Origin of the sequence: Pseudoclavibacter sp. CFCC 13611, assembly GCF_008831225.1 — a bacterium.
In the GTDB taxonomy this organism is placed as follows: domain Bacteria; phylum Actinomycetota; class Actinomycetes; order Actinomycetales; family Microbacteriaceae; genus Pseudoclavibacter_A.
The window spans coordinates 663382-682085 of sequence record NZ_WBKE01000001.1; the positions used below are offsets into that span (position 1 = coordinate 663382).

Sequence of the window (18704 nt, forward strand, 5' to 3'; positions counted from 1 at the left end):
CTCCCCCCCCCCCCCCCGGGGGCGGCGGGGCCCCGCCCCCCCCGGTTGGCCCCCGCGGGCCCCCGCCTCTCTGCGTCAGAGCTCGTCGGCGATGCCGGAGTTCGGCTGCACGCGCAGGCGTGCCTTGGGCAGGTGCCAGCCACGCCAGATCGCGAGCACACGGATCGTGGCGATGGTCAGCACGGCGACCACCGTCGCAGTGAGGTCTCCGATGCCAGCCACGTGCAGCACCCAGTACATGACCGCACCGGCGAACGACGCGGCGGCGTAGATCTCTCGCACGAGCAGCGTCGGGGGAGACTGCGCGACCAGCAGATCTCGAATGATCTCGCCCGTCACCCCGGTGAGCACAGCCAGGATGAAGACGGCCAGCGGCGTCGCATCCGCCGCGATCGCGGCCTTGGCCCCGATGACCGACACGATCGCCAGACCGGCGATGTCGGTCAGTTCGAGCAGCCAGCGGGGAATGATGACGAAGCGGACGAGGACGAACGCCGCGATGGCGACGGAGAGCACCGTGGCCAGAATGACGGGATCGTGCATCCAGTAGACCGGAGTGTTGCCGAGCAGCGTCTCACGGAGCGTGCCGCCACCGACGGCGCAGAGCAGCCCGACCAGCAGCGCACCGAAGAAGTCGAGGTGCGCACGCGCAGCAGCGAGAACGCCGCTGACGGCGAACGAGCTGATGCCGATCAGATAGACGATGCGAATGATCGCGTCCGCATCCATCTCAGCGCTCCGACTTGCGCAGGGCGTCCTCCAACGCGACCCAGCTGAGCATCGCGCACTTCACACGCATCACATAGCGGCTGACGCCGCCGAGAGCGACCGCGTCTCCGAAACGCTCGACATCCGGTTCACGCTGACCACGAGAGTGCATGACGTCGCGGAACTCGCCGATCAGCTCGAGGGCTTCGTCGCGCGACTTGCCCTGCAGCAGATCGGTCAGCAGCGATGCGCTCGCCATCGAGATGGAGCAGCCGTCACCCTGCCAGCCGATCGACTCGATGCGGTCGTCGGCGTCTAACCGCACGCCGAGCGTGATCTCGTCGCCGCATGTGGGGTTGACCTGGTGGGAATGCCCCGTCCAAGTGCCGTCGGCAAATGTGCCGTCTCCGCGGCGCTCCCGCGACTCCTCGATGATGACGGTCTGGTAGAGATCCTGCAGGCCGCTCAACGGTCTGCTCCGAAGAAACCGCGAACGTCTGAGAGCCCGTTGAGGAAGGCGTCGACTTCGGCCTCGGTGGTGTACAGGTAGACGCTCGCCCGCGTCGAGGCGGTGACGCCGTAGCGTCGATGCACCGGCTGGGCGCAGTGATGGCCCACGCGAACGGCGATCCCGCGATCGTCGAGGAACTGCCCGACATCGTGCGCGTGCACACCGTCGACATCGACCGAGACCATACCCGCACGATCGACGCCGGCGGCAGGACCGAGCAGACGCACGCCCGGAATCTGCGAGACGCCTTCGGCGAGACGCTGACCGAGCGCATGCTCATGCGCGGCGATGCGGTCGAGCCCGATGTGCGACAGGTAGTCAGTGGCGGCACCGAAGCCGACGGCTTGGGCGACCATCTGCGTTCCCGCTTCGAAGCGGGTGGGCGCAGGCATGAAATCGGTGTGCTCCATGGTCACCGTCGTGATCATCGACCCGCCGGTGATGAACGGCGGCAGCGCGTTGAGCAGCTCGCTGCGACCGTACAGCGCGCCGACTCCTGTCGGCCCGAGCATCTTGTGCCCGCTGAAGGCGGCGAAGTCGACGCCGAGTGCGTGCAGATCGAGCGGAAGGTGCGGCGCCGACTGGCAGGCGTCGAGCACGGTGTAGGCGCCGGCGGCCTGCGCCAGCTCGACGAGGCGGCCGACCTGGTTGATGGTGCCGAGCACGTTGGAGACGTGAGTGAACGCCAGCACCCGGGTGTGCTCTCCGATCAGGCCCTCGGCTGCATCCATGTCGAGCGCGCCGTTGTCTGACAACGGGATGTAGCACAGCGTGGCGCCGGTGTGCGCGGCCACCTCCTGCCAAGGCACCAGATTGGCATGATGCTCCATCTCAGTGACGACGATCTCGTCACCGGGCCGCAGCACGAACCGCTGCGCGGCCTCGCCTCCGCGACCCGCCGTGGCATTGACGAACCCATAGGCGACGGCGTTCAACGCCTCTGTGGCGTTCTTCGTCCATGCGATCTCGTCGTCGTCTGCACCGACGAACGACGCAACCTTGTGCCGCGCCTCTTCGAAGAGCTCGGTGGCCTCGCCGGCGAGAGTGTGCGCCCCGCGATGAACTGCGGCATTGCGCATCTCATCGAACTCCTGCACGGCGTCGAGCACACTGATCGGCCGCTGCGCTGTGGCGCCCGAGTCGAGATAGATCAGCTGGTGATCGCCGATGCGTCGCTCGAGCAGGGGAAAGTCGTTGCGAATTCTCTCAATCTCTTCTGGAAGGAGAGTCTCGACTGAAGACATGCAGAATCCTTTGCGTTAAGGGCTGATCCAAGGATAGATCGGTCGTCAGCCGGACGAAAGGGTACGCGCCTGCGCGCCACGATGACGAATTGTTTCACAAACTGTCAGCGAGATTTTGCCCGATCCCGATTGACCGCCAGACTTGAATGGTTGTACTCACGATGAAAGGCAGCACCTTGAGAATCTCGAAAAAGAAACTGTTCGGACTGGCCGTGGCGATCCCGTTGGTCGGAGCCATGCTCACCGGCTGCGCAAGCGGCGGCAGCTCTGACGCTGCGAAGGGCAGCGAGTCGAACCCGGTCAAGATTGGCGTCGTCGGTAAGAGCGACCCGCAGTGGGCCGCATTCGAGAAGGCCGCCACGGCAGAGGGCATCCACGTCGACATCGTCGACTTCACCGAGTACACCCAGCCGAACCCGGCACTCGCCGAGAAAGAGCTCGACCTCAACGAGTTCCAGCACATCATCTACCTGGCCAACTCCAATGTGAAGAACAACCAGGATCTGACGCCGATCGGCGCGACGGCGATCTACCCGCTCGGTCTCTACTCGAAGACGCATGACAGCATCGACCAGATTCCAGAGGGAGGCACCGTAGCAGTGCCCAACGACGAGACCAACCGGGCTCGCGCCTTGGGCGTGCTGGTCGACGCCGGGCTGATCAAGCTGAAAGGAGAGTGGACTGCCGTCGCAGACTCCCGTGACGTCGACGAAGCCGCGTCTAAGGTCAAGGTGAAGGAGCTCTCCGCCGATCAGACGGCGAATGGTCTGCAAGACCTCGACGGTGCGGTCGTCAACAATGACTTCCTGAAGAACGCCGATCTCGTGGGCAAAGAGCCGCTCGCGCAGTCGAAGCCCGACGCTGAGAGCGCCAAGCCGTACATCAACATCTTCGTCTCCCGTGCTGAAGACAAAGACAACGAGACCTACCTCAAGCTCGTGAAGATCTTCCAGGAAAACGCAGACGTGCAGGCCGCGCTGCAGGAGGCCTCAGGTAACACTGCGACGCCTCTGACCACCTCGGCGTCTGAGCTGCAGGAGCTGCTCAAGACGACACAGGATCAGATCACGAACAAGGCCTGATCTCGATCAGCCAGAGAAGACCGGAGAGGCGGAACTCGGTTCCGGCCCTCCGGTCTTTCTGGGCGTGGTGCCTGGTGAATGACGTCTGAGCCTGCAGCACACCGCCCACCGGGTATCCTCGGGCAGGGAACCCACACGCCGGAAGGAAAGTCAGTATGGCACTCATCACTCTGAACGGGGTGTCGAAGACCTACCCTGCGCCAAAGCGCGGAGCCGAGCCGATTCTGGCCGTCGACGACGTTGATCTTGAGGTCGACGAAGGAAGCATCACTGCCATCATCGGTTACTCCGGTGCCGGCAAGAGCACGCTCGCCCGACTGATCAATGCGCTCGAACCGGCCACGTCAGGTCGCATCGTGGTCGACGGGCGCGAGATCACCGCGCTGAACGAGCGAGATCTGAGACGGGCACGCCTCGACATCGGCATGATCTTTCAGCAGTTCAACCTGCTTGAGTCGAAGACCGTCGCGAAGAACATCGAGTTCCCGCTGCGAGTCGCCGGGCGAGATCGTGCCGAACGTCAGGCGCGCGTCCAGGAGATGCTCGACTTCGTCGGTCTGAGCGATCGCAGCCGCAACTACCCCGAGCAGCTCTCCGGCGGGCAGAAGCAGCGTGTCGGCATCGCTCGTGCGCTCGCGACCTCACCCCGCATCCTGCTCGCCGACGAGGCGACGAGCGCGCTCGACCCCGAGACGACTCAAGAGGTGCTCGCCCTGCTGAGCCGGGTCAACCGCGAGTTCGGCGTCACGATCGTCATCATCACGCATGAGATGGACGTCGTGCGCAGCATCGCCGACCACGTGGTCGTGATGGAGCACGGGCGCGTCGTCGAGCAGGGCGAGGTCTACGACACGTTCTCGAACCCGAAGCAGAACGTCACGCGCAGATTCGTGCGCACACTGGTGAGTCCGACCCCGCCCGAGACCGAGATGCAGGAGCTCCGCGCTCTGCACCCCGGCCGCCTGCTCAGCGTGCGGGTGCTCGACGGCGACACTGCTCAGAAGGCTCTCGAACATGCCGCAGCAGACCGCGACGGCCTCGATCTCGAGCTGATCTACGGCGGGGTCAGCACGATCCAGGGCCGCGGCTTCGGCTACCTGCTCTATGAGGTCACTGGCTCGACGCCGGTGGTCGCCGAATTCATCGCGACAGCCGTCGACGACGCAAACATCGAAGAGGTGGCCTGACATGAAGCCCATCGACTGGAACCAGACCATTCCAGATCTCATCGCGGCGACCGGCGAGACGCTCTACATGGTCGTCATCGCTGTCGCACTGGGCGGCGTGCTCGGGCTAGTGCTCGGCCTCGTGCTGTACCTGACGCGCAAAGGCAACCTGCTGGCCAACCGGTTCGTCTTCCAGATCATCAACGTGCTGGTGAACTTCTTCCGCCCGATTCCATTCGTCATCTTCATCGCAGCCGTGCAGCCCCTGGCTCGCGCGGTCGTCGGCATCGGCATCGGCATCCAGGCGGCGACGTTTACCATGGTGCTCGCGGCAACCTTCGGCATCGCACGTCTGGTCGAGCAGAACCTGGTCACCGTCAACCCCGGTGTGATCGAAGCTGCCCGGGCGATGGGGGCCGGCCTGCCGCGCATCATCTTCCAAGTGCTGATCCCCGAGGGGCTGGGCGCTCTGATCCTCGGTTACACCTTCGCCTTCGTGGCGATCATCGACATGTCTGCGGTGGCCGGCGTCGTGGGGGCCGGCGGCCTCGGCAACTATGCGATTCAATACGGCTACCGGCAGGCGAATCCGGTTATCACCTGGACAACAGTCGTGATCATTGTGATCATCGTGCAGGTGGTGCAGGGGCTCGGCAACTGGCTCTCGCGGCGACGACTTCGGCGTTAAACGGCAAGGCTACCCGGGCGCCGGTGGGCGTGCCCGGGTGGCCTTGCAGACGCACCCGCGCCAGAACTGCGGATGCCGTGCTGCTGCCGCGATCAGCGCTGCAGCAGTGCGATCAGATCGGCTTTGGTCAGACGGGAGTAGCCGCTCAGACCGCGCTCGCGTGCCAGCGCGCGCAGCTCGACGACCGTCTTCGTGCTGAGATCAGACTGAGCGGGTCGCTTCGCGGCGGCTGCCTTCGACTTCGACGCGCCCTGCTGAGCGGGCTTCGCCACCTTGCCCGCAGCTTCGGCCTTCTTCGGAGCCTTCGGCACGGCCACCTCAGGGGTCGTGACCGTCGAACGCTCTGCCAGGCGCTCCTGTGCGCGTTTGGCGAGCTTCTCGAGCGTCGACTCCAGCTGTTTGGCCTGCTTCTTGGCCCTTTTGCCGGCCTTGTCGGCGAGGCGGCGAGCCTCTTTCACTGCCTTCGCAGCCTTCTCAAAGGCCTCTTCGGCAGCCTTCTCGGCCTTCTTGCTCTTCGACATCGTGATCCAGCCTTCCCAATAGAACTGCACTGGCCTGCTGATCGTATCAACTGCGCGTTAACTAGGATGGAGACATGGTGCAACACGAACAACAGATTCCGGTGCGACTGAGCGAGATCAGAGAGAGCATCGACAACTTCGACGCCGCGCTGATTCACATTCTGGCCGAACGTTTCAAATGCACCAAAGAGGTCGGTGTGCTCAAAGCGCGACACGGCCTGCCGGCGACTGACAGCGACCGCGAGCATCAACAGATCGCGCGGTTGAAAGCGCTCGCCGTCGACTCCAACCTTGACCCGGAGTTCGCCGAGAAGTTCCTCAACTTCATCATCGCCGAAGTGATCCATCACCACACCGAGGCGTCGAACCGTCTGAAGCCCTGAGCGTCTGCTCGTGGAATTCCCGACCGTGCTCACTTGGGTGCTTGGCATCCTGATCGTCATCGACCTGGCCCTGCGACTCGTGGCGCTGTTCATCGTGCCGCGCAACCGCACGCCCGCATCGGGCACTGCATGGCTGATGACGGTCACGTTCTTTCCGCTGATCGGCTTTCTGCTCTTTCTGGCCATCGGCACGAACCACCTGCCGAAGCAGCGCCGCGAGAAGCAGCGTGAGGCCGCCCTGCGCATCAACGGCAAGTCGCCGACGCTGCACGTCGAGACGGCGCTGGGCAATGCGCCCGACTGGTTCGTCGAAGTCATCGATCTCAACCAGCGGCTGGGCGGCATGCCGCTCGTCGGCGGCAATCAGGTGCACATCATGCACGAGACCCTGGAGTCGTATGACGCGATGATCGCAGAGATCGACCGCGCGCAGCAACGGGTGCACGTGCAGTTCTACATCCTCGCCTACGACGAGACGACCGCGCCGTTCTTCGCCGCGCTGCGACGAGCCGTGCAGCGCGGCGTGACTGTACGCATCCTCATCGATTATTGGGCCTCACGCCGCACCCGCGGCTTCGCCCAGACTCGGCGCGAGCTCGATGCCATCGGTGCGTCGTGGGCTTATACGCTGCCGTTCAAACCGATGCGAGGGCACATGCAGCGGCCCGACCTGCGCAACCATCGAAAGATCGTCACCGTCGACGGCGAGGTGGGCTTCACCGGGTCGCTTAATCTGGTGCATCCCAGCTACCACAAGCCGAAGGCGATCAGACGGGGGATGCGCTGGATCGACCTGATGGCCCGCTTCGAGGGGCCGGTGGTCGCCGAGCTCGACGCGGTATTCGCGACCGACTGGTTCATCGAGGTCGGCGAAGAGGTCATCGAGGAGTCGCTGCAGAGACGTTTCGCCCGCAACGTCCATGAGCTGCGCGGGCCGGTGCAGTGCCAGGTGGTTCCCAGCGGGCCGGGCTACGCCAGCGAGTCGAATCTGCAGATGTTTCTGGCGCTGCTCTATCACGCGCGCCACAGCGTCGAGATCGTCAGCCCCTACTTCGTGCCCAACGACGCCATGCTGTACGCCATGGCGAACATTCGCGCTCGAGGAATCAATGTCGACCTCTATGTCTCAGAGATGGCAGACCAGTTTCTCGTACATCATGCGCAGTGCTCCTACTACGAACAGCTGCTGCAAATGGGAGTGCGCATCTGGCGCTATCGAGCACCGGCGCTGCTGCACACGAAGTACGTCATCGTCGACGATCAGGTCTCGGCTCTCGGCTCGAGCAACATGGACATGCGTTCGTTCACGCTGAACATGGAGGTCACAGTGCTGCTCTACGGCGAAGCCACGGCGAACGTGCTGGGCGACATCGCGCGACTCTATCGCAGCAGCAGCGTTCAGCTGACTCTGGGCGAGTGGAGCACGCGCCCGTGGTACAAGCGCATGGCCGACAACATCTGTCGTCTGACATCGGCGTTGCAGTAGCAGTCGGACAGCTGCTCGACAGGTGTATCGTGTATACGTTCGTCGTTGGCCTGACCACCGACGTCAGCACACGGTCACCGCGATCGTGCGTCGCTTCAATGGGGAAGAGTGAAAGAGCGATCAGTCATGAACACACAGATTGATAAGTCCAAGGGCGGCGTCGACCGGCCCAAACAGAAAAAGCCGAAGACCACGTGGCTCTACGTGCTGGTGATCGTCGCAGCGGTCCTGGGCATCGTGTTCGGGTTCGTGGCGCCGCATGCCGCCGTGGCGATGAAGCCGCTGGCCACCGGGTTCGTCTCGCTGATCAAGATGATGATCGTTCCGATCATCTTCTGCACGATCGTGCTCGGCATCGGTTCGATCGCCAAAGCCGCCACCGTCGGCAAGATCGGCGGGCTGGCCCTCGGGTATTTCATCATCATGTCAGTCGTCGCCCTCGCGATCGGTCTCGTGGTGGGCAACATCATCAAGCCGGGCACCGGCCTGGACGTCTCCGAGCTGCTTGCCAACCCGGCCAAGATCCCCGGTGCCAGCGGTGAGGCAACTAATCTCACAGACTTCATACTGAGCATCATTCCGGCGAGCCTCGTCGAGCCGTTCGCCAGCGGCAACGTACTGCCCGGGCTGTTCGTCGCACTGCTCACCGGGTTCGCCCTGCAGGGCATGGGATCGGCCGCCGAACCCATTCTCAAGGCCATCGGTGCGATTCAGAAAGTGGTCTTCCGCATTCTGAGCATGATCATGTGGGTGGCGCCGATCGGTGCGTTCGGCGGTCTGGCCGCCCTGATCGGAGCGACCGGCTGGGGCGGTCTCGGCAGTCTGGTCTCGGTCATGGTGGGCTTCTACGTCACCTGTGCGCTGTTCGTCTTCGTCATTCTGGGAGCGATCCTCTGGCTCGTCGCACGTGTGAACGTCTTCTCGTTCCTGAAGTACCTGGGCAAGGAGTTCCTGCTGATTCTGGCCACCTCGTCATCAGAGAGCGCACTGCCGCGTCTGATCGGCAAGATGGAGCACCTGGGCGTCGACAAAGCGGTCGTCGGCATCACCGTGCCGACCGGCTACTCCTTCAACCTGGACGGCACGGCCATCTACCTGACGATGTCGTCGCTGTTCATCGCTGACGCCATGGGCAACCCGATGTCGATTCAGGAGCAGATCGGTCTGCTGCTGTTCATGATGATCGCCTCGAAGGGAGCTGCGGGCGTCAGCGGCGCCGGCATCGCCACGCTGGCCGGCGGTCTGCAGGCGGCTCGTCCCGACTTGGTCAACGGCGTCAGCATCGTCGTCGGCATCGACCGCTTCATGTCTGAGGCTCGCGCTCTGACGAACTTCGCGGGCAACGCGATCGCGACCGTGCTCGTCGGCACCTGGACGAAAGAGATCGATCACGAGCAGGTCAAGAAGGTGCTGAGCGGCAAGGATCCGTTCGACGAGGCCAACTTCGACGGCGGTCACTGATCGCTGCTGACGGGTCAGGCCTGCGGCAGCAGGTGCGCCTCGTCAGTCTGCAGACACCGTTCAGTCTGTAGACACAGAAGGGGCTCGCCCCGGAATCCTCATTCCGGGGCGAGCCCCTTCGTCATGCACCAAAGAGAATCGTCGGCGCGTCGCCGTCTCAGTGCGTCAGAACAGCTGACGCCAGTTGGTCTGCGCGAGGTCGAGCAGCTCGTCGCCGCGTCCTGACATCACCGTGCGGATGGCGTACAGCGCGAAGCCCTTCATCTGCTCCGCCTTCACCGTCGGAGGCATTGAGAGCTCCTGCCGGTTGGTGACCACGTCGATCAGCGCAGGCCCGTCGTGGGCGAATGCCGCCTCAAGGGCGGGCTTGAGCTCGCTCGGACGCTCGACGCGCTGGCCGAAGATGCCGGCGCCATTGGCGAGGTCGGCGAAGTTCGGGTTCTCCAGGCCGGTGCCGTAGTTCACGAAGCCAGCGGCCTTCATCTCAAGCTCGACGAAGTTGAGCGACGAGTTGTTGAAGACGACCATCTTGACCGGCAGCTTCGACTGCGTCAGCGTCAGCAGGTCGCCGAGCATCATGGTGAGTCCGCCGTCACCGCTGAACGTGACGACCTGGCGATCTGGGTACGCCATCTGCGCGCCGATCGCCTGTGGCACAGAGTTGGCCATCGACCCGTGCGTGAACGAGCCGAGCAGACGGCGGTGGCCGTTCATGGTCAGATAGCGTGCGGCCCAAACCACAGGAGAGCCGACGTCGGCCAGGAACACGGCGTCGTCTGACGCGAGTTCGTCGACGACTTTCGCGACGTACTGCGGATGCAGCGGGCCGTGATCGCGGCGGCCCGGGGTCGCGAGTTCGTCGAGCTTCGCGCGAGTCGACTTGTAGTGTTTGAGCGCGTCTTTGACATGCTCGCGGTTCTGCTTGCGGTCAAGCAGAGGCAGCAGAGCCCGCACAGTGTCGCCGACATCGCCGACCAGACCGATGTCGAGCGGTGTGCGATGCCCGAGCTGCTCACCACGAATGTCGACCTGGATGACAGTCGCATTCTCGGGGTAGAACTGTGGGTACGGAAAATCGGTGCCCAGCATGAGCAGCACGTCAGCCGCATCAATGGCCCGATACCCCGACGCGAAGCCGAGCAGCCCGGTCATGCCGACGCTGAAGGGGTTGTCGTACTCGACGAACTCCTTGCCTCTCAGCGCGTGCACGACCGGCGCGCCGAGCGTGTCTGCGATCTGCACCAGCTCGTCATGCGAGCCCTGAACGCCGGCACCGGCCAGGATGGTCACTTTGTCGGCTCCGTTGAGCACGTTCGCGAGATTCTGCAGCTCGTCGTCGCTGGGGCGCACCACGGGATGCGTCGGTGCGATCTTCGTCACACGGCTGTCGAGAGCTTCGGTGAGTGCGACGTCTCCGGGGATGACGAGAACGGCGACACCACGACGCTCGATCGCCGTGCGCATGGCGATCTCGAGCAGCCGAGGCATCTGCTTCGCGTTCGAGACCAGCTCGGCGTAGACGCTGCACTCGCGGAAGAGATCCTGCGGGTGGGTCTCTTGGAAGTAGCCGGTGCCGACCTCTTCGCTGGGGATGTGTGCGGCGATGGCGAGCACTGGAGTGCGGGAGCGGTTGGCGTCGAAGAGTCCGTTGATCAAGTGCAGGTTGCCCGGGCCACACGAGCCGGCGCAGACGGCGATCTCTCCGGTCAGCTGCGACTCCGCGCCTGCGGCGAAGGCCGCTGACTCCTCGTGACGCACCTGTACCCAGTCGATGCCGTCGCTGGTGCGGATGGCATCGGTGATGCCGTTGAGGGAGTCACCTGCGACTCCGTAGATTCGTGAGACACCGTTCTGTTCAAGGGTGTCGATGAGATTCTGAGCGATCGTCGTCATGGTGCTCTCCTCTGACAAGGTCTAGTGGGGTTAACGCGACGCTGCCGACTATACCGCTGTGGCTCTCGGCGAGACATGCTAGAGTTGCCACCTGCGAAGGGGAGTATCCCGATATCGTTTGGTCGTCAATACGCCAGATGCCATCATCTGACCGGCCGGCGGGCGTCCGAGCGACGTGGGAGAGACTTTCGGCCATACCAGTGCACCATCGGTCGGTGCATCTGACCGGCCTCGAGAGGAAACCTCCGTCTATGGAACCCGTTTTGCCCGTCTCGTTCGAAATCGGCTCGACGATCGTCATGCTGCTGATTCTGGTGGCCGATCTGCTGTTGGTCGTCAAACGACCACACGTGCCATCGATGAAAGAGGCGAGCCTCTGGGTTGGCTTCTATGTGCTGCTGGCGCTGATCTTCGCCGGCACGCTGTTCGTCATCGGCGATGCCCAGCACGGCAGCGAGTTCATCGCCGGCTGGCTCACTGAGTATTCGCTCAGCATCGACAACCTCTTCGTCTTCGTCATCATCATGTCTCGCTTCGGTGTGCCGAAGAAGTACCAGCAGGAGGTGCTCATGGTGGGCATCATCGTGGCGCTGGTGCTGCGTGGCGTGTTCATTCTGCTCGGCGCGCAGCTGATCGAGAGCTTCAGCTTCGTCTTCTACCTCTTCGGCGCGTACCTCGTCTACACCGCATGGAAGCAGGCGTTCGGCAAGGAGAACGACAACGAGGGGCAAGAAGACAACCTGCTCATTCGCACGCTTCGCAAGCGTGTGGCCATCACCGACGAGTTCGATGGTTCCAAGCTGCGCACGACCATTGACGGCAAGCGCTTCTGGACGCCGATGGTCATCGTCTTTCTGGCGATCGGCAGCACTGATCTTCTCTTCGCACTCGACTCGATTCCCGCGATCTTCGGCATCACACAGAACGCCTTCTTGGTCTTCGCCACCAACGTCTTCGCCCTGATGGGCCTGCGCCAGCTGTACTTCCTGCTCGGCGGACTCCTCGAGAAGCTGGAATATCTCAAGTACGGCATCGCATTCATCCTGGCGTTCATCGGCGTGAAGCTCGTCTTCCACGCGATGCACGTGAACGAGCTGTCGTTCGTCAACGGCGGTCAGCCGATCACTTGGGCCCCTGAGATCAGCACATGGACATCACTCTCGGTCATCTTGGTGTCGATGGTCACCGCCACCGTGGCGAGTCTGATGAAAGCTCGTCGAGACGCACGGCGAAGCGGGGAACGAGGGCCGATGCCGGGCGTGCGTCTCTGAGCTTCCTCTCGCAGGCGGACGCAGGCTGCTGCCGACCTGCGTGGTAAAATCTCGGCCATGCAGTTCCAGCGGCTTCTTCTTGGGTGCCGCGACGAGATCGAGTTCTGACAGATCCACTCGTCGCGGAGTCTCACCGTGGTCTGAAGCCGAATGGAGAAGAGTATGACCAACATGTCAGAGACACAGCACTCAGCATCTCGCCCTCGCACACTGGCCGAGAAGATCTGGGACGCCCACGTCGTCACAGCAGGTGAGAACGGGGCACCAGACCTGCTCTACATCGACCTGCATCTGCTGCACGAGGTGACGAGTCCGCAGGCGTTCGACGGCCTGCGCCAGGCTGGTCGTCCTGTGCGTCGGCCTGATCTGACCATCGCAACCGAAGACCACAACACACCGACGATCGATATCGACCGCCCGATCGCCGATCCAGTCAGTCGCGTGCAGATCGACACGCTGCGCCAGAACGTCAAAGAGTTCGGCGTGCGACTGCATCAGCTCGGCGACGACGACCAGGGCATCGTGCACGTCGTCGGCCCACAGCTCGGGCTCACCATGCCTGGCATCACCGTGGTCTGTGGCGATTCGCACACCTCGACGCATGGCGCGTTCGGCGCCATCGGGCTGGGCATCGGCACCAGCGAGGTCGAGCACGTGCTGGCGACGCAGACGCTGCCTCTCAAGCGGTTCAAGACCATGGCGATCAACGTCGAAGGCAGGCTTCGCCCCGGAGTGACGCCCAAAGACATCATCCTCGCCGTCATCGCGAAGATCGGCACCGGCGGAGGTCAGGGATACATCCTCGAGTACCGCGGATCAGCCATCCGGGCGCTGTCGATGGAGGGTCGCATGACGATCTGCAACATGTCGATCGAAGCCGGGGCCCGAGCCGGCATGGTCGCTCCAGACGAGACCACCTTCGCCTATGTCAAAGGACGCCCGCACGCTCCTCAGGGGCAGGAGTGGGACGACGCAGTCGCCTACTGGAGCACGCTGCACAGTGACTCCGAAGCCGTCTTCGACCGTGAGGTCGACATCGACGTCGACACGCTGGAGCCCTTCGTGACGTGGGGAACGAACCCCGGCCAGGGCGTGGCGCTGTCGTCATCGGTGCCCGATCCGGCATCCTACGACGACGAGAACGACCAGCGTGAAGCCCGCCGTGCGATCGAGTACATGGGGCTCCAAGCCGGCACCCCGATGCGCGACATCGCGGTCGACACTGTGTTCATCGGCTCATGCACCAACGGGCGAATCGAAGACCTGAGACAGGCCGCCTCGGTGATGGACGGACGGCGCAAGGCCGAGGGGCTGCGCGTGATGGTCGTGCCGGGATCGGCACGAGTGCGCATGCAGGCAGAGGCCGAGGGGCTCGACCGCATCTTCACATCATTCGGTGCCGAGTGGCGTTTCGCAGGCTGCTCGATGTGTCTGGGCATGAACCCCGACCAGCTCTCACCCGGGCAGCGGGCGGCGTCGACGTCGAACCGCAACTTCGAAGGCCGACAGGGCAAGGGCGGGCGCACTCATTTGGTGTCGCCTCTGGTCGCCGCCGCCACCGCTGTTCGCGGCACGCTGTCGTCACCGAGCGATCTGGGCATCTCGAACGAGCAGCTGCGGCGCAGCAGGCACTTCGCTCCGCTCGGCGAGCATCCGGAGAGCGCACGACCGATGCCCGAACCACAGACCCGGCTGCTGCCGTTGGAGGTGCGCTGACATGGAGAAGTTCACCACGCTGACCGCCGTCGTCGCGCCGCTCAAGCTGTCGAACGTCGACACCGACCAGATTCTGCCTGCGGTCTATCTGAAACGTGTGACCAAGACCGGCTTCGAAGACGCGCTGTTCCACCGCTGGCGGCAGAACCCGGACTTCATGCTGAACGACCCCGCGTTCGCACCGGCGCGCATTCTGGTCGCCGGCCCGGACTTCGCCACCGGTTCGTCGCGCGAACATGCCGTCTGGGCGCTGCACGACTATGGATTCCGCGCCGTCTTCTCACCGCGATTCGGCGACATCTTCCGTGGCAACGCCGGGAAACAAGGGCTGGTCGCCGGAGTGCTCAGCGAGGCGGACACCGAACGGGTCTGGGCGCTGATCGACGAAGACCCAGGGCTTGAGGCGACGGTCGACCTTGTCGCCCGCACGCTGCGCGTCGGCGATGAGGAGTTCTCGTTCGGCATCGACGACGACGTACGATGGAGGCTGCTCGAAGGTCTCGACGACATCTCGTTGACCCTGCGAGACGAAGAGGCGATCAGCCGCTTCGAGGACAAGCGCGCCGCTTGGCGCCCGAAGACACTACCGGCGAGGTCATGACGAGAAAACGACGGCGCAAGACCGAGTACCCCCTGATCGCGTACGTCGTGGCGCTGATCATCGTGCCGGTGTCGAAGATCCTTGCGCGCTGTGAGTTCCGTGGACTCGACCGTCTGCCCGATGGGCCGTACATCCTCGTTGCGAACCACGTGACCAAGCTCGACCCGCTGCTGATGATCCGCTTCGTCTGGGAGGCGCGTCGCATGCCGCATTTCATGGCGAAGGCCTCGCTGTTCAAACTGCCGATCGTCGGCTGGGTGCTGAGCGACTCCGGTCAGATCCCAGTCGACCGTCACGGCCACGGAGGTGCGTCGGTCGAATCGGCGGCCAAGTGGCTGGCGAAAGGACAGACCGTGCAGATCTACCCGGAGGGCACGCTGACGCGTGACCCCGACCTCTGGCCGATGAAGGGCAAGAGTGGTGCGGTGCGCCTGGCTCAAGAGGCGAACGTGCCGATCGTGCCGGTGGGGCAGTGGGGCGCTCAAGAGATCCTGCCGCCGTATGGCAAAGGGCTGCACATCTTTCCCCGCAAACACTTCACCGTGCAGATCGGCGAACCGATTCCCGCGGAGCGCTTCGCGAACCTGCGCACCGGTGCCGAGTTCGCCGAGGCGACGGCGGATGTCATGGCTGCGATCACCGCCGAAGTCGAGACCCTGCGTGGGCCCAAACCGATCGAGCCCGCCGGAGACGTCAAGTGATCCGCGCAGCGGTCGTCGGCGCCGGTTCCTGGGGCACCACTTTCGCGAAGGTGCTCGCTGACGCGGGCTGCGAGACCACAGTGCTCGCCCGGCGCAACGAGGTCGCTGCGCAGATCAACGAGCAGCACCGCAACGAGCAGTACCTGCCCGATGTGACGCTGCCCGAGACGCTGCACGCGACGACAGATCCGTCAGCCGCACTGTCGCGAAGCGACCTGGTCTTTCTCTCAGTGCCCTCGCAGCAGCTGCGGGCGAGTCTCTCGGCGATCGGAGAGCACCTGCCCAGTGACGCCGTGCTGGTCAGCCTGATCAAAGGGCTGGAACGCGGCACCATGCTGCGGATGAGCGAGGTGCTCGTCAACGAGATCGACTGGGACATCGCACGGCTCGGCGTGCTGAGCGGCCCCAACATCGCCGGTGAGATCGCCTCGGAGCAGCCGGCGGCCGCGGCCGTGGCGTCGACCGATCTGGCCTTGGCGGAGTGGGTCGCGCAGCACGTCACGAATCCGTATTTCTCGGCATTCGCCAATGACGATGTGGTCGGCACGGAGTACGGCGGGGTGCTGAAGAACCTGATCGCGCTGGCCGTCGGCATCGTCGCGGGCGTCGGCTACGGCGAGAACACGAAGGCCGCGATCATCACCCGCGGGCTCGAAGAGATCAGTCGGTTCGCCGTGGCCTTCGGCGGTCGACCTGAGACGTTGGTCGGGCTCGCCGGACTCGGCGATCTGATCGCCACCTGCGAGTCGCCGCTGTCACGCAACCACACCGCCGGGCGTCTGCTCGGCCAAGGGCATCCGCTCGACGAAGTCGTGCATCGCATGCAGCAGACGGCCGAAGGCATCGGATCTGTGCGGCCCGTGCTCGATCTGGCCCGTGAGCACGGTGTCGAGATGCCGATCGTCAGCCAAGTGGCTCAGGTGCTCGACGGGCGCATGAATCCGGCCGACCTCACCGTGCACATCACACCCCGCAACGAAGAGGCCCTGGCCGATGCCACGGCCGGAGGAGACAAGATCCGATGACGAAGCAGAGAGTCGCGGTCGTGTTCGGCGGTCGCTCGAGCGAACATGCGATCAGCGTCGCGACGGCAGGCGGCGTGCTCGGCGCGATCGATCGCGAACGCTTCGACGTGGTGCCGGTGGGCATCACTGCCTCAGGGCGTTTCGTGCTGCAGCCCGACGACGCCGAGCGTTTTCAGCTCGTCGACGGACAGCTGCCCGAACTGGCCCCTTCTGACACGACCGTGATCTGGCCCAGCGGCACAGAGGATCACCACCTGCGTGCCATCGCCCATGACGGCACCGTCACCGACCTCGGCGAGATCGATGTGGTGCTGCCGCTGCTGCATGGCCCGTTCGGCGAAGACGGCACGATTCAGGGGCTGCTCGCGATGGCCGATCTGCCCTATGTCGGGTCGGGGGTGCTCGCATCTGCCGTCGGCACAGACAAGGAGTACACGAAGATCGTGCTCGAGGCCGCCGGCATCGACGTCGGCCGCTACGTGACAGTGCGCCCCGACGAATTTCGCGTCGCACCCGCAGAGGTGCACGGTCGAGCGGCAGGGCTCGGCCTGCCGCTCTTCGTCAAGCCTGCCCGTGCGGGCTCGAGCGTCGGCGTCTCGAAGGTGACCAGCGACACCGAGCTGGATGCGGCGCTTGAGATCGCGTTCGCCGAAGACGACAAAGCACTGATCGAAGCAGGGGTCACCGGTCGCGAGATCGAACTGGGCGTGCTGGGCTCACTGCACGGCTCCGGCACCCGCGTCAGCGCGGTGGCCGGCGAGATCGTCGTCTCAGGCGAGGGGTTCTACGACTTCGAGGCCAAGTACCTGGCCGACAGCCCGGCACGTACGGTGTGCCCGGCAGGCGTCACCGACGACGAGCTCGCCGAGCTGCGTCGAGTGGCCAAAGCGGCGTTCGAGGCTCTCGACTGCCACGGCCTGTGTCGCGTCGACGTGTTCCTGACCTCTGACGGGGTCGTGGTCAACGAGGTGAACACCATCCCGGGGTTCACTCCGATCTCGATGTTCCCCCAGCTGTGGCACGCATCCGGCCTCGATTACGGAGATCTGATCACCGATCTCATCGATCAGGCACTCGAACACGAGCCGCTGCGCTGAGACCTCAGTGGCAGTGCTTCGTCGCAGGAATGCGCTGCACCGCCGGCGAGATTTCGGCGAGCACGCTGTTGCCTGACACCGCAGTCGAGTCGATGACCAGTTCAGTGGCCGGGCTGCGGCCATAGGTGGTGAACCGGTAGGTCGGGTCGTCTGTGTCGTCGACGAGCCAGTCGACGTCGTTCACGGTCACACAGCTCTGGCTGCTGACCTCTGGCTCGACGACCCCGCAGGTCAGCAGAATCGTCGCCGGCTTGCCCCAAGCCCCGGTCGCCTGCGCATTGGTGCGGCGCTTCTGCTGCTCGCCCAGTGTCGGAGGCAGACGAACGATAATCTCTGCGCAAGCCGGGTCATCGGCTTTGGGCGCAGGCTCCATCGGAACGGTACCGGTGCATCCGCTCAGCGCGGGCGCGAGCGCAGCGACTGCGCCGATCGACGCCAGCGCAGTCATCAAGCACCGACGACGAGAGCGAGCGTCGGTCACTGTCGGTGCGCCGCGCACGGCTGAACGCTCGCAAGCGGCAACGGACGGGTTCTCTCGACGGGCAGACACCCTGTCAGCCTACCCGTGCATCCTCTGACTCGCCGAACCACAGCACCGTCTCGCCATAGCGGCGGGGCGGCTGCCCGACATACCCGGCAGGCCAGTGCAGATCGGGCGTTCGCGAGCTGCGTTCGATCACGACGTCGGCCAGCGGCGAGAGCGCCGGCAGCAGGTCGACGAGCAGCGTCTCGAGCGCGGCGGTGCTGACGTCGTAGGGCGGGTCTACGAAGACGAGATCGAAGTGTGCGGCCGGTGCACCTGACAGCCAGCTCTGCACTCGCTGCTCGACCACGGTGATGCGGGCCGGTCGCGCCGAGGCCTGGTCGAGCGCGTCGCCGACGGCCTGTGCGTTGCGACGGGCGACGGATGCGGCGGTGCGGCCCGCCTCGACGGCGACGAGCTCTTCGGCTCCGCGTGAGATCGCTTCGAGGCCCAGCGCCGCCGACCCGGCGTAGAGGTCGAGCACGCGCAGGTCGGTGAAATCGAGCCTCGCGTCGAGACGCGAGAAGAGCGCCTCTCTGGTACGACCTGTGGTGGGGCGGGTGCGCGAATCCGGAGTCGCGAGAGAGAGGCCTCCGGCGACGCCGGCGATCAGACGAGTCATGCGGT

General features: G+C 64.4%; 19 protein-coding genes. 12 read left to right on the forward strand and 7 right to left on the reverse strand.

Translation table 11 applies throughout. The features are described 5' to 3' along the window. Positions 1 to 75: 75 nt before the first annotated feature. Genes F8O08_RS02900 through F8O08_RS02910 form a run of 3 tightly spaced genes read right to left on the reverse strand, consistent with a single transcriptional unit; the run spans position 76 to position 2463 of the window. Positions 76 to 729, reverse strand: a complete 654-nt coding sequence (locus tag F8O08_RS02900; RefSeq protein ID WP_158038327.1) for a trimeric intracellular cation channel family protein — start codon at positions 727 to 729, stop codon at positions 76 to 78. Between the two features lies 1 nt (position 730). After that, positions 731 to 1177 carry a Fe-S cluster assembly sulfur transfer protein SufU gene (gene sufU, locus F8O08_RS02905; RefSeq protein ID WP_158042485.1) on the reverse strand — a complete coding sequence of 149 codons (447 nt, stop codon included), beginning with the start codon at positions 1175 to 1177 and terminating at the stop codon, positions 731 to 733. Then, positions 1174 to 2463 (reverse strand): aminotransferase class V-fold PLP-dependent enzyme, encoded by a 1290-nt coding sequence (locus F8O08_RS02910; RefSeq protein WP_158042486.1) that lies wholly within the window; start codon positions 2461 to 2463, stop codon positions 1174 to 1176. The genes sufU and F8O08_RS02910 overlap by 4 nt, the downstream gene beginning before the upstream one ends. A gap of 176 nt (positions 2464 to 2639) precedes the next feature. Between F8O08_RS02910 and F8O08_RS02915 the strand changes: the two genes are divergently transcribed. The 3 genes from F8O08_RS02915 to F8O08_RS02925 all read left to right on the forward strand — a co-directional run bounded on the left by F8O08_RS02915 (position 2640) and on the right by F8O08_RS02925 (position 5399). Beyond that, the gene (locus F8O08_RS02915; protein ID WP_225733455.1) at positions 2640 to 3545 is read left to right on the forward strand and encodes a MetQ/NlpA family ABC transporter substrate-binding protein; all 906 of its coding nucleotides are present in this window, start codon (positions 2640 to 2642) and stop codon (positions 3543 to 3545) included. A 155-nt stretch (positions 3546 to 3700) separates the two neighbouring features. Continuing rightward, on the forward strand, positions 3701 to 4732 hold the full coding sequence (locus F8O08_RS02920; RefSeq protein WP_158038323.1) for a methionine ABC transporter ATP-binding protein: 1032 nt from the start codon (positions 3701 to 3703) through the stop codon (positions 4730 to 4732). Between the two features lies 1 nt (position 4733). Continuing rightward, complete coding sequence (locus tag F8O08_RS02925; RefSeq protein WP_158042487.1) at positions 4734 to 5399, forward strand: methionine ABC transporter permease; 666 nt, start codon at positions 4734 to 4736, stop codon at positions 5397 to 5399. Positions 5400 to 5491: 92 nt separating this feature from the next. Here F8O08_RS02925 and F8O08_RS02930 read toward each other — a convergent pair whose 3' ends face one another. After that, the gene (locus F8O08_RS02930; protein ID WP_158042488.1) at positions 5492 to 5920 is read right to left on the reverse strand and encodes a Rho termination factor N-terminal domain-containing protein; all 429 of its coding nucleotides are present in this window, start codon (positions 5918 to 5920) and stop codon (positions 5492 to 5494) included. A gap of 74 nt (positions 5921 to 5994) precedes the next feature. On the opposite strand from F8O08_RS02930, the gene F8O08_RS02935 reads away from it, so the two are divergent. From F8O08_RS02935 to F8O08_RS02945, 3 genes are all read left to right on the forward strand, one after another. Beyond that, positions 5995 to 6303 carry a chorismate mutase gene (locus tag F8O08_RS02935; protein ID WP_158042489.1) on the forward strand — a complete coding sequence of 103 codons (309 nt, stop codon included), beginning with the start codon at positions 5995 to 5997 and terminating at the stop codon, positions 6301 to 6303. A gap of 10 nt (positions 6304 to 6313) precedes the next feature. Continuing rightward, positions 6314 to 7789, forward strand: a complete 1476-nt coding sequence (gene cls / locus F8O08_RS02940) for a cardiolipin synthase (RefSeq protein ID WP_225733546.1) — start codon at positions 6314 to 6316, stop codon at positions 7787 to 7789. A 126-nt stretch (positions 7790 to 7915) separates the two neighbouring features. Continuing rightward, positions 7916 to 9250, forward strand: a complete 1335-nt coding sequence (locus tag F8O08_RS02945) for a cation:dicarboxylate symporter family transporter (RefSeq protein ID WP_158030993.1) — start codon at positions 7916 to 7918, stop codon at positions 9248 to 9250. Between the two features lie 165 nt (positions 9251 to 9415). On the opposite strand, the gene poxB is transcribed toward F8O08_RS02945, so the two are convergent. Further along, the gene (gene poxB, locus F8O08_RS02950; protein ID WP_158042490.1) at positions 9416 to 11143 is read right to left on the reverse strand and encodes a ubiquinone-dependent pyruvate dehydrogenase; all 1728 of its coding nucleotides are present in this window, start codon (positions 11141 to 11143) and stop codon (positions 9416 to 9418) included. Between the two features lie 251 nt (positions 11144 to 11394). On the opposite strand from poxB, the gene F8O08_RS02955 reads away from it, so the two are divergent. From F8O08_RS02955 to F8O08_RS02980, 6 genes are all read left to right on the forward strand, one after another. Beyond that, positions 11395 to 12414 carry a TerC/Alx family metal homeostasis membrane protein gene (locus F8O08_RS02955; protein WP_158030995.1) on the forward strand — a complete coding sequence of 340 codons (1020 nt, stop codon included), beginning with the start codon at positions 11395 to 11397 and terminating at the stop codon, positions 12412 to 12414. A gap of 171 nt (positions 12415 to 12585) precedes the next feature. Next, positions 12586 to 14130 (forward strand): 3-isopropylmalate dehydratase large subunit, encoded by a 1545-nt coding sequence (gene leuC / locus F8O08_RS02960; RefSeq protein WP_158042491.1) that lies wholly within the window; start codon positions 12586 to 12588, stop codon positions 14128 to 14130. Between the two features lies 1 nt (position 14131). Further along, a complete protein-coding gene (leuD, locus tag F8O08_RS02965) occupies positions 14132 to 14731 on the forward strand; it encodes a 3-isopropylmalate dehydratase small subunit (protein ID WP_158042492.1) in 600 nt (199 codons plus the stop codon). Further along, positions 14728 to 15432 carry a lysophospholipid acyltransferase family protein gene (locus F8O08_RS02970; RefSeq protein WP_192497538.1) on the forward strand — a complete coding sequence of 235 codons (705 nt, stop codon included), beginning with the start codon at positions 14728 to 14730 and terminating at the stop codon, positions 15430 to 15432. The genes leuD and F8O08_RS02970 overlap by 4 nt, the downstream gene beginning before the upstream one ends. Next, complete coding sequence (locus F8O08_RS02975; RefSeq protein WP_192497696.1) at positions 15429 to 16457, forward strand: NAD(P)H-dependent glycerol-3-phosphate dehydrogenase; 1029 nt, start codon at positions 15429 to 15431, stop codon at positions 16455 to 16457. The genes F8O08_RS02970 and F8O08_RS02975 overlap by 4 nt, the downstream gene beginning before the upstream one ends. Then, positions 16454 to 17554, forward strand: a complete 1101-nt coding sequence (locus F8O08_RS02980) for a D-alanine--D-alanine ligase family protein (protein ID WP_192497697.1) — start codon at positions 16454 to 16456, stop codon at positions 17552 to 17554. Before F8O08_RS02975 ends, F8O08_RS02980 begins: the two co-directional genes overlap by 4 nt. Positions 17555 to 17558: 4 nt before the next feature. Here F8O08_RS02980 and F8O08_RS02985 read toward each other — a convergent pair whose 3' ends face one another. Then, positions 17559 to 18002, reverse strand: a complete 444-nt coding sequence (locus F8O08_RS02985) for a DUF3515 family protein (RefSeq protein ID WP_158042495.1) — start codon at positions 18000 to 18002, stop codon at positions 17559 to 17561. Between the two features lie 106 nt (positions 18003 to 18108). Further along, entirely contained in the window at positions 18109 to 18699 is a 591-nt protein-coding gene (locus F8O08_RS02990) for an RsmD family RNA methyltransferase (protein ID WP_158042496.1), read from the reverse strand. Positions 18700 to 18704 lie beyond the last annotated feature (5 nt).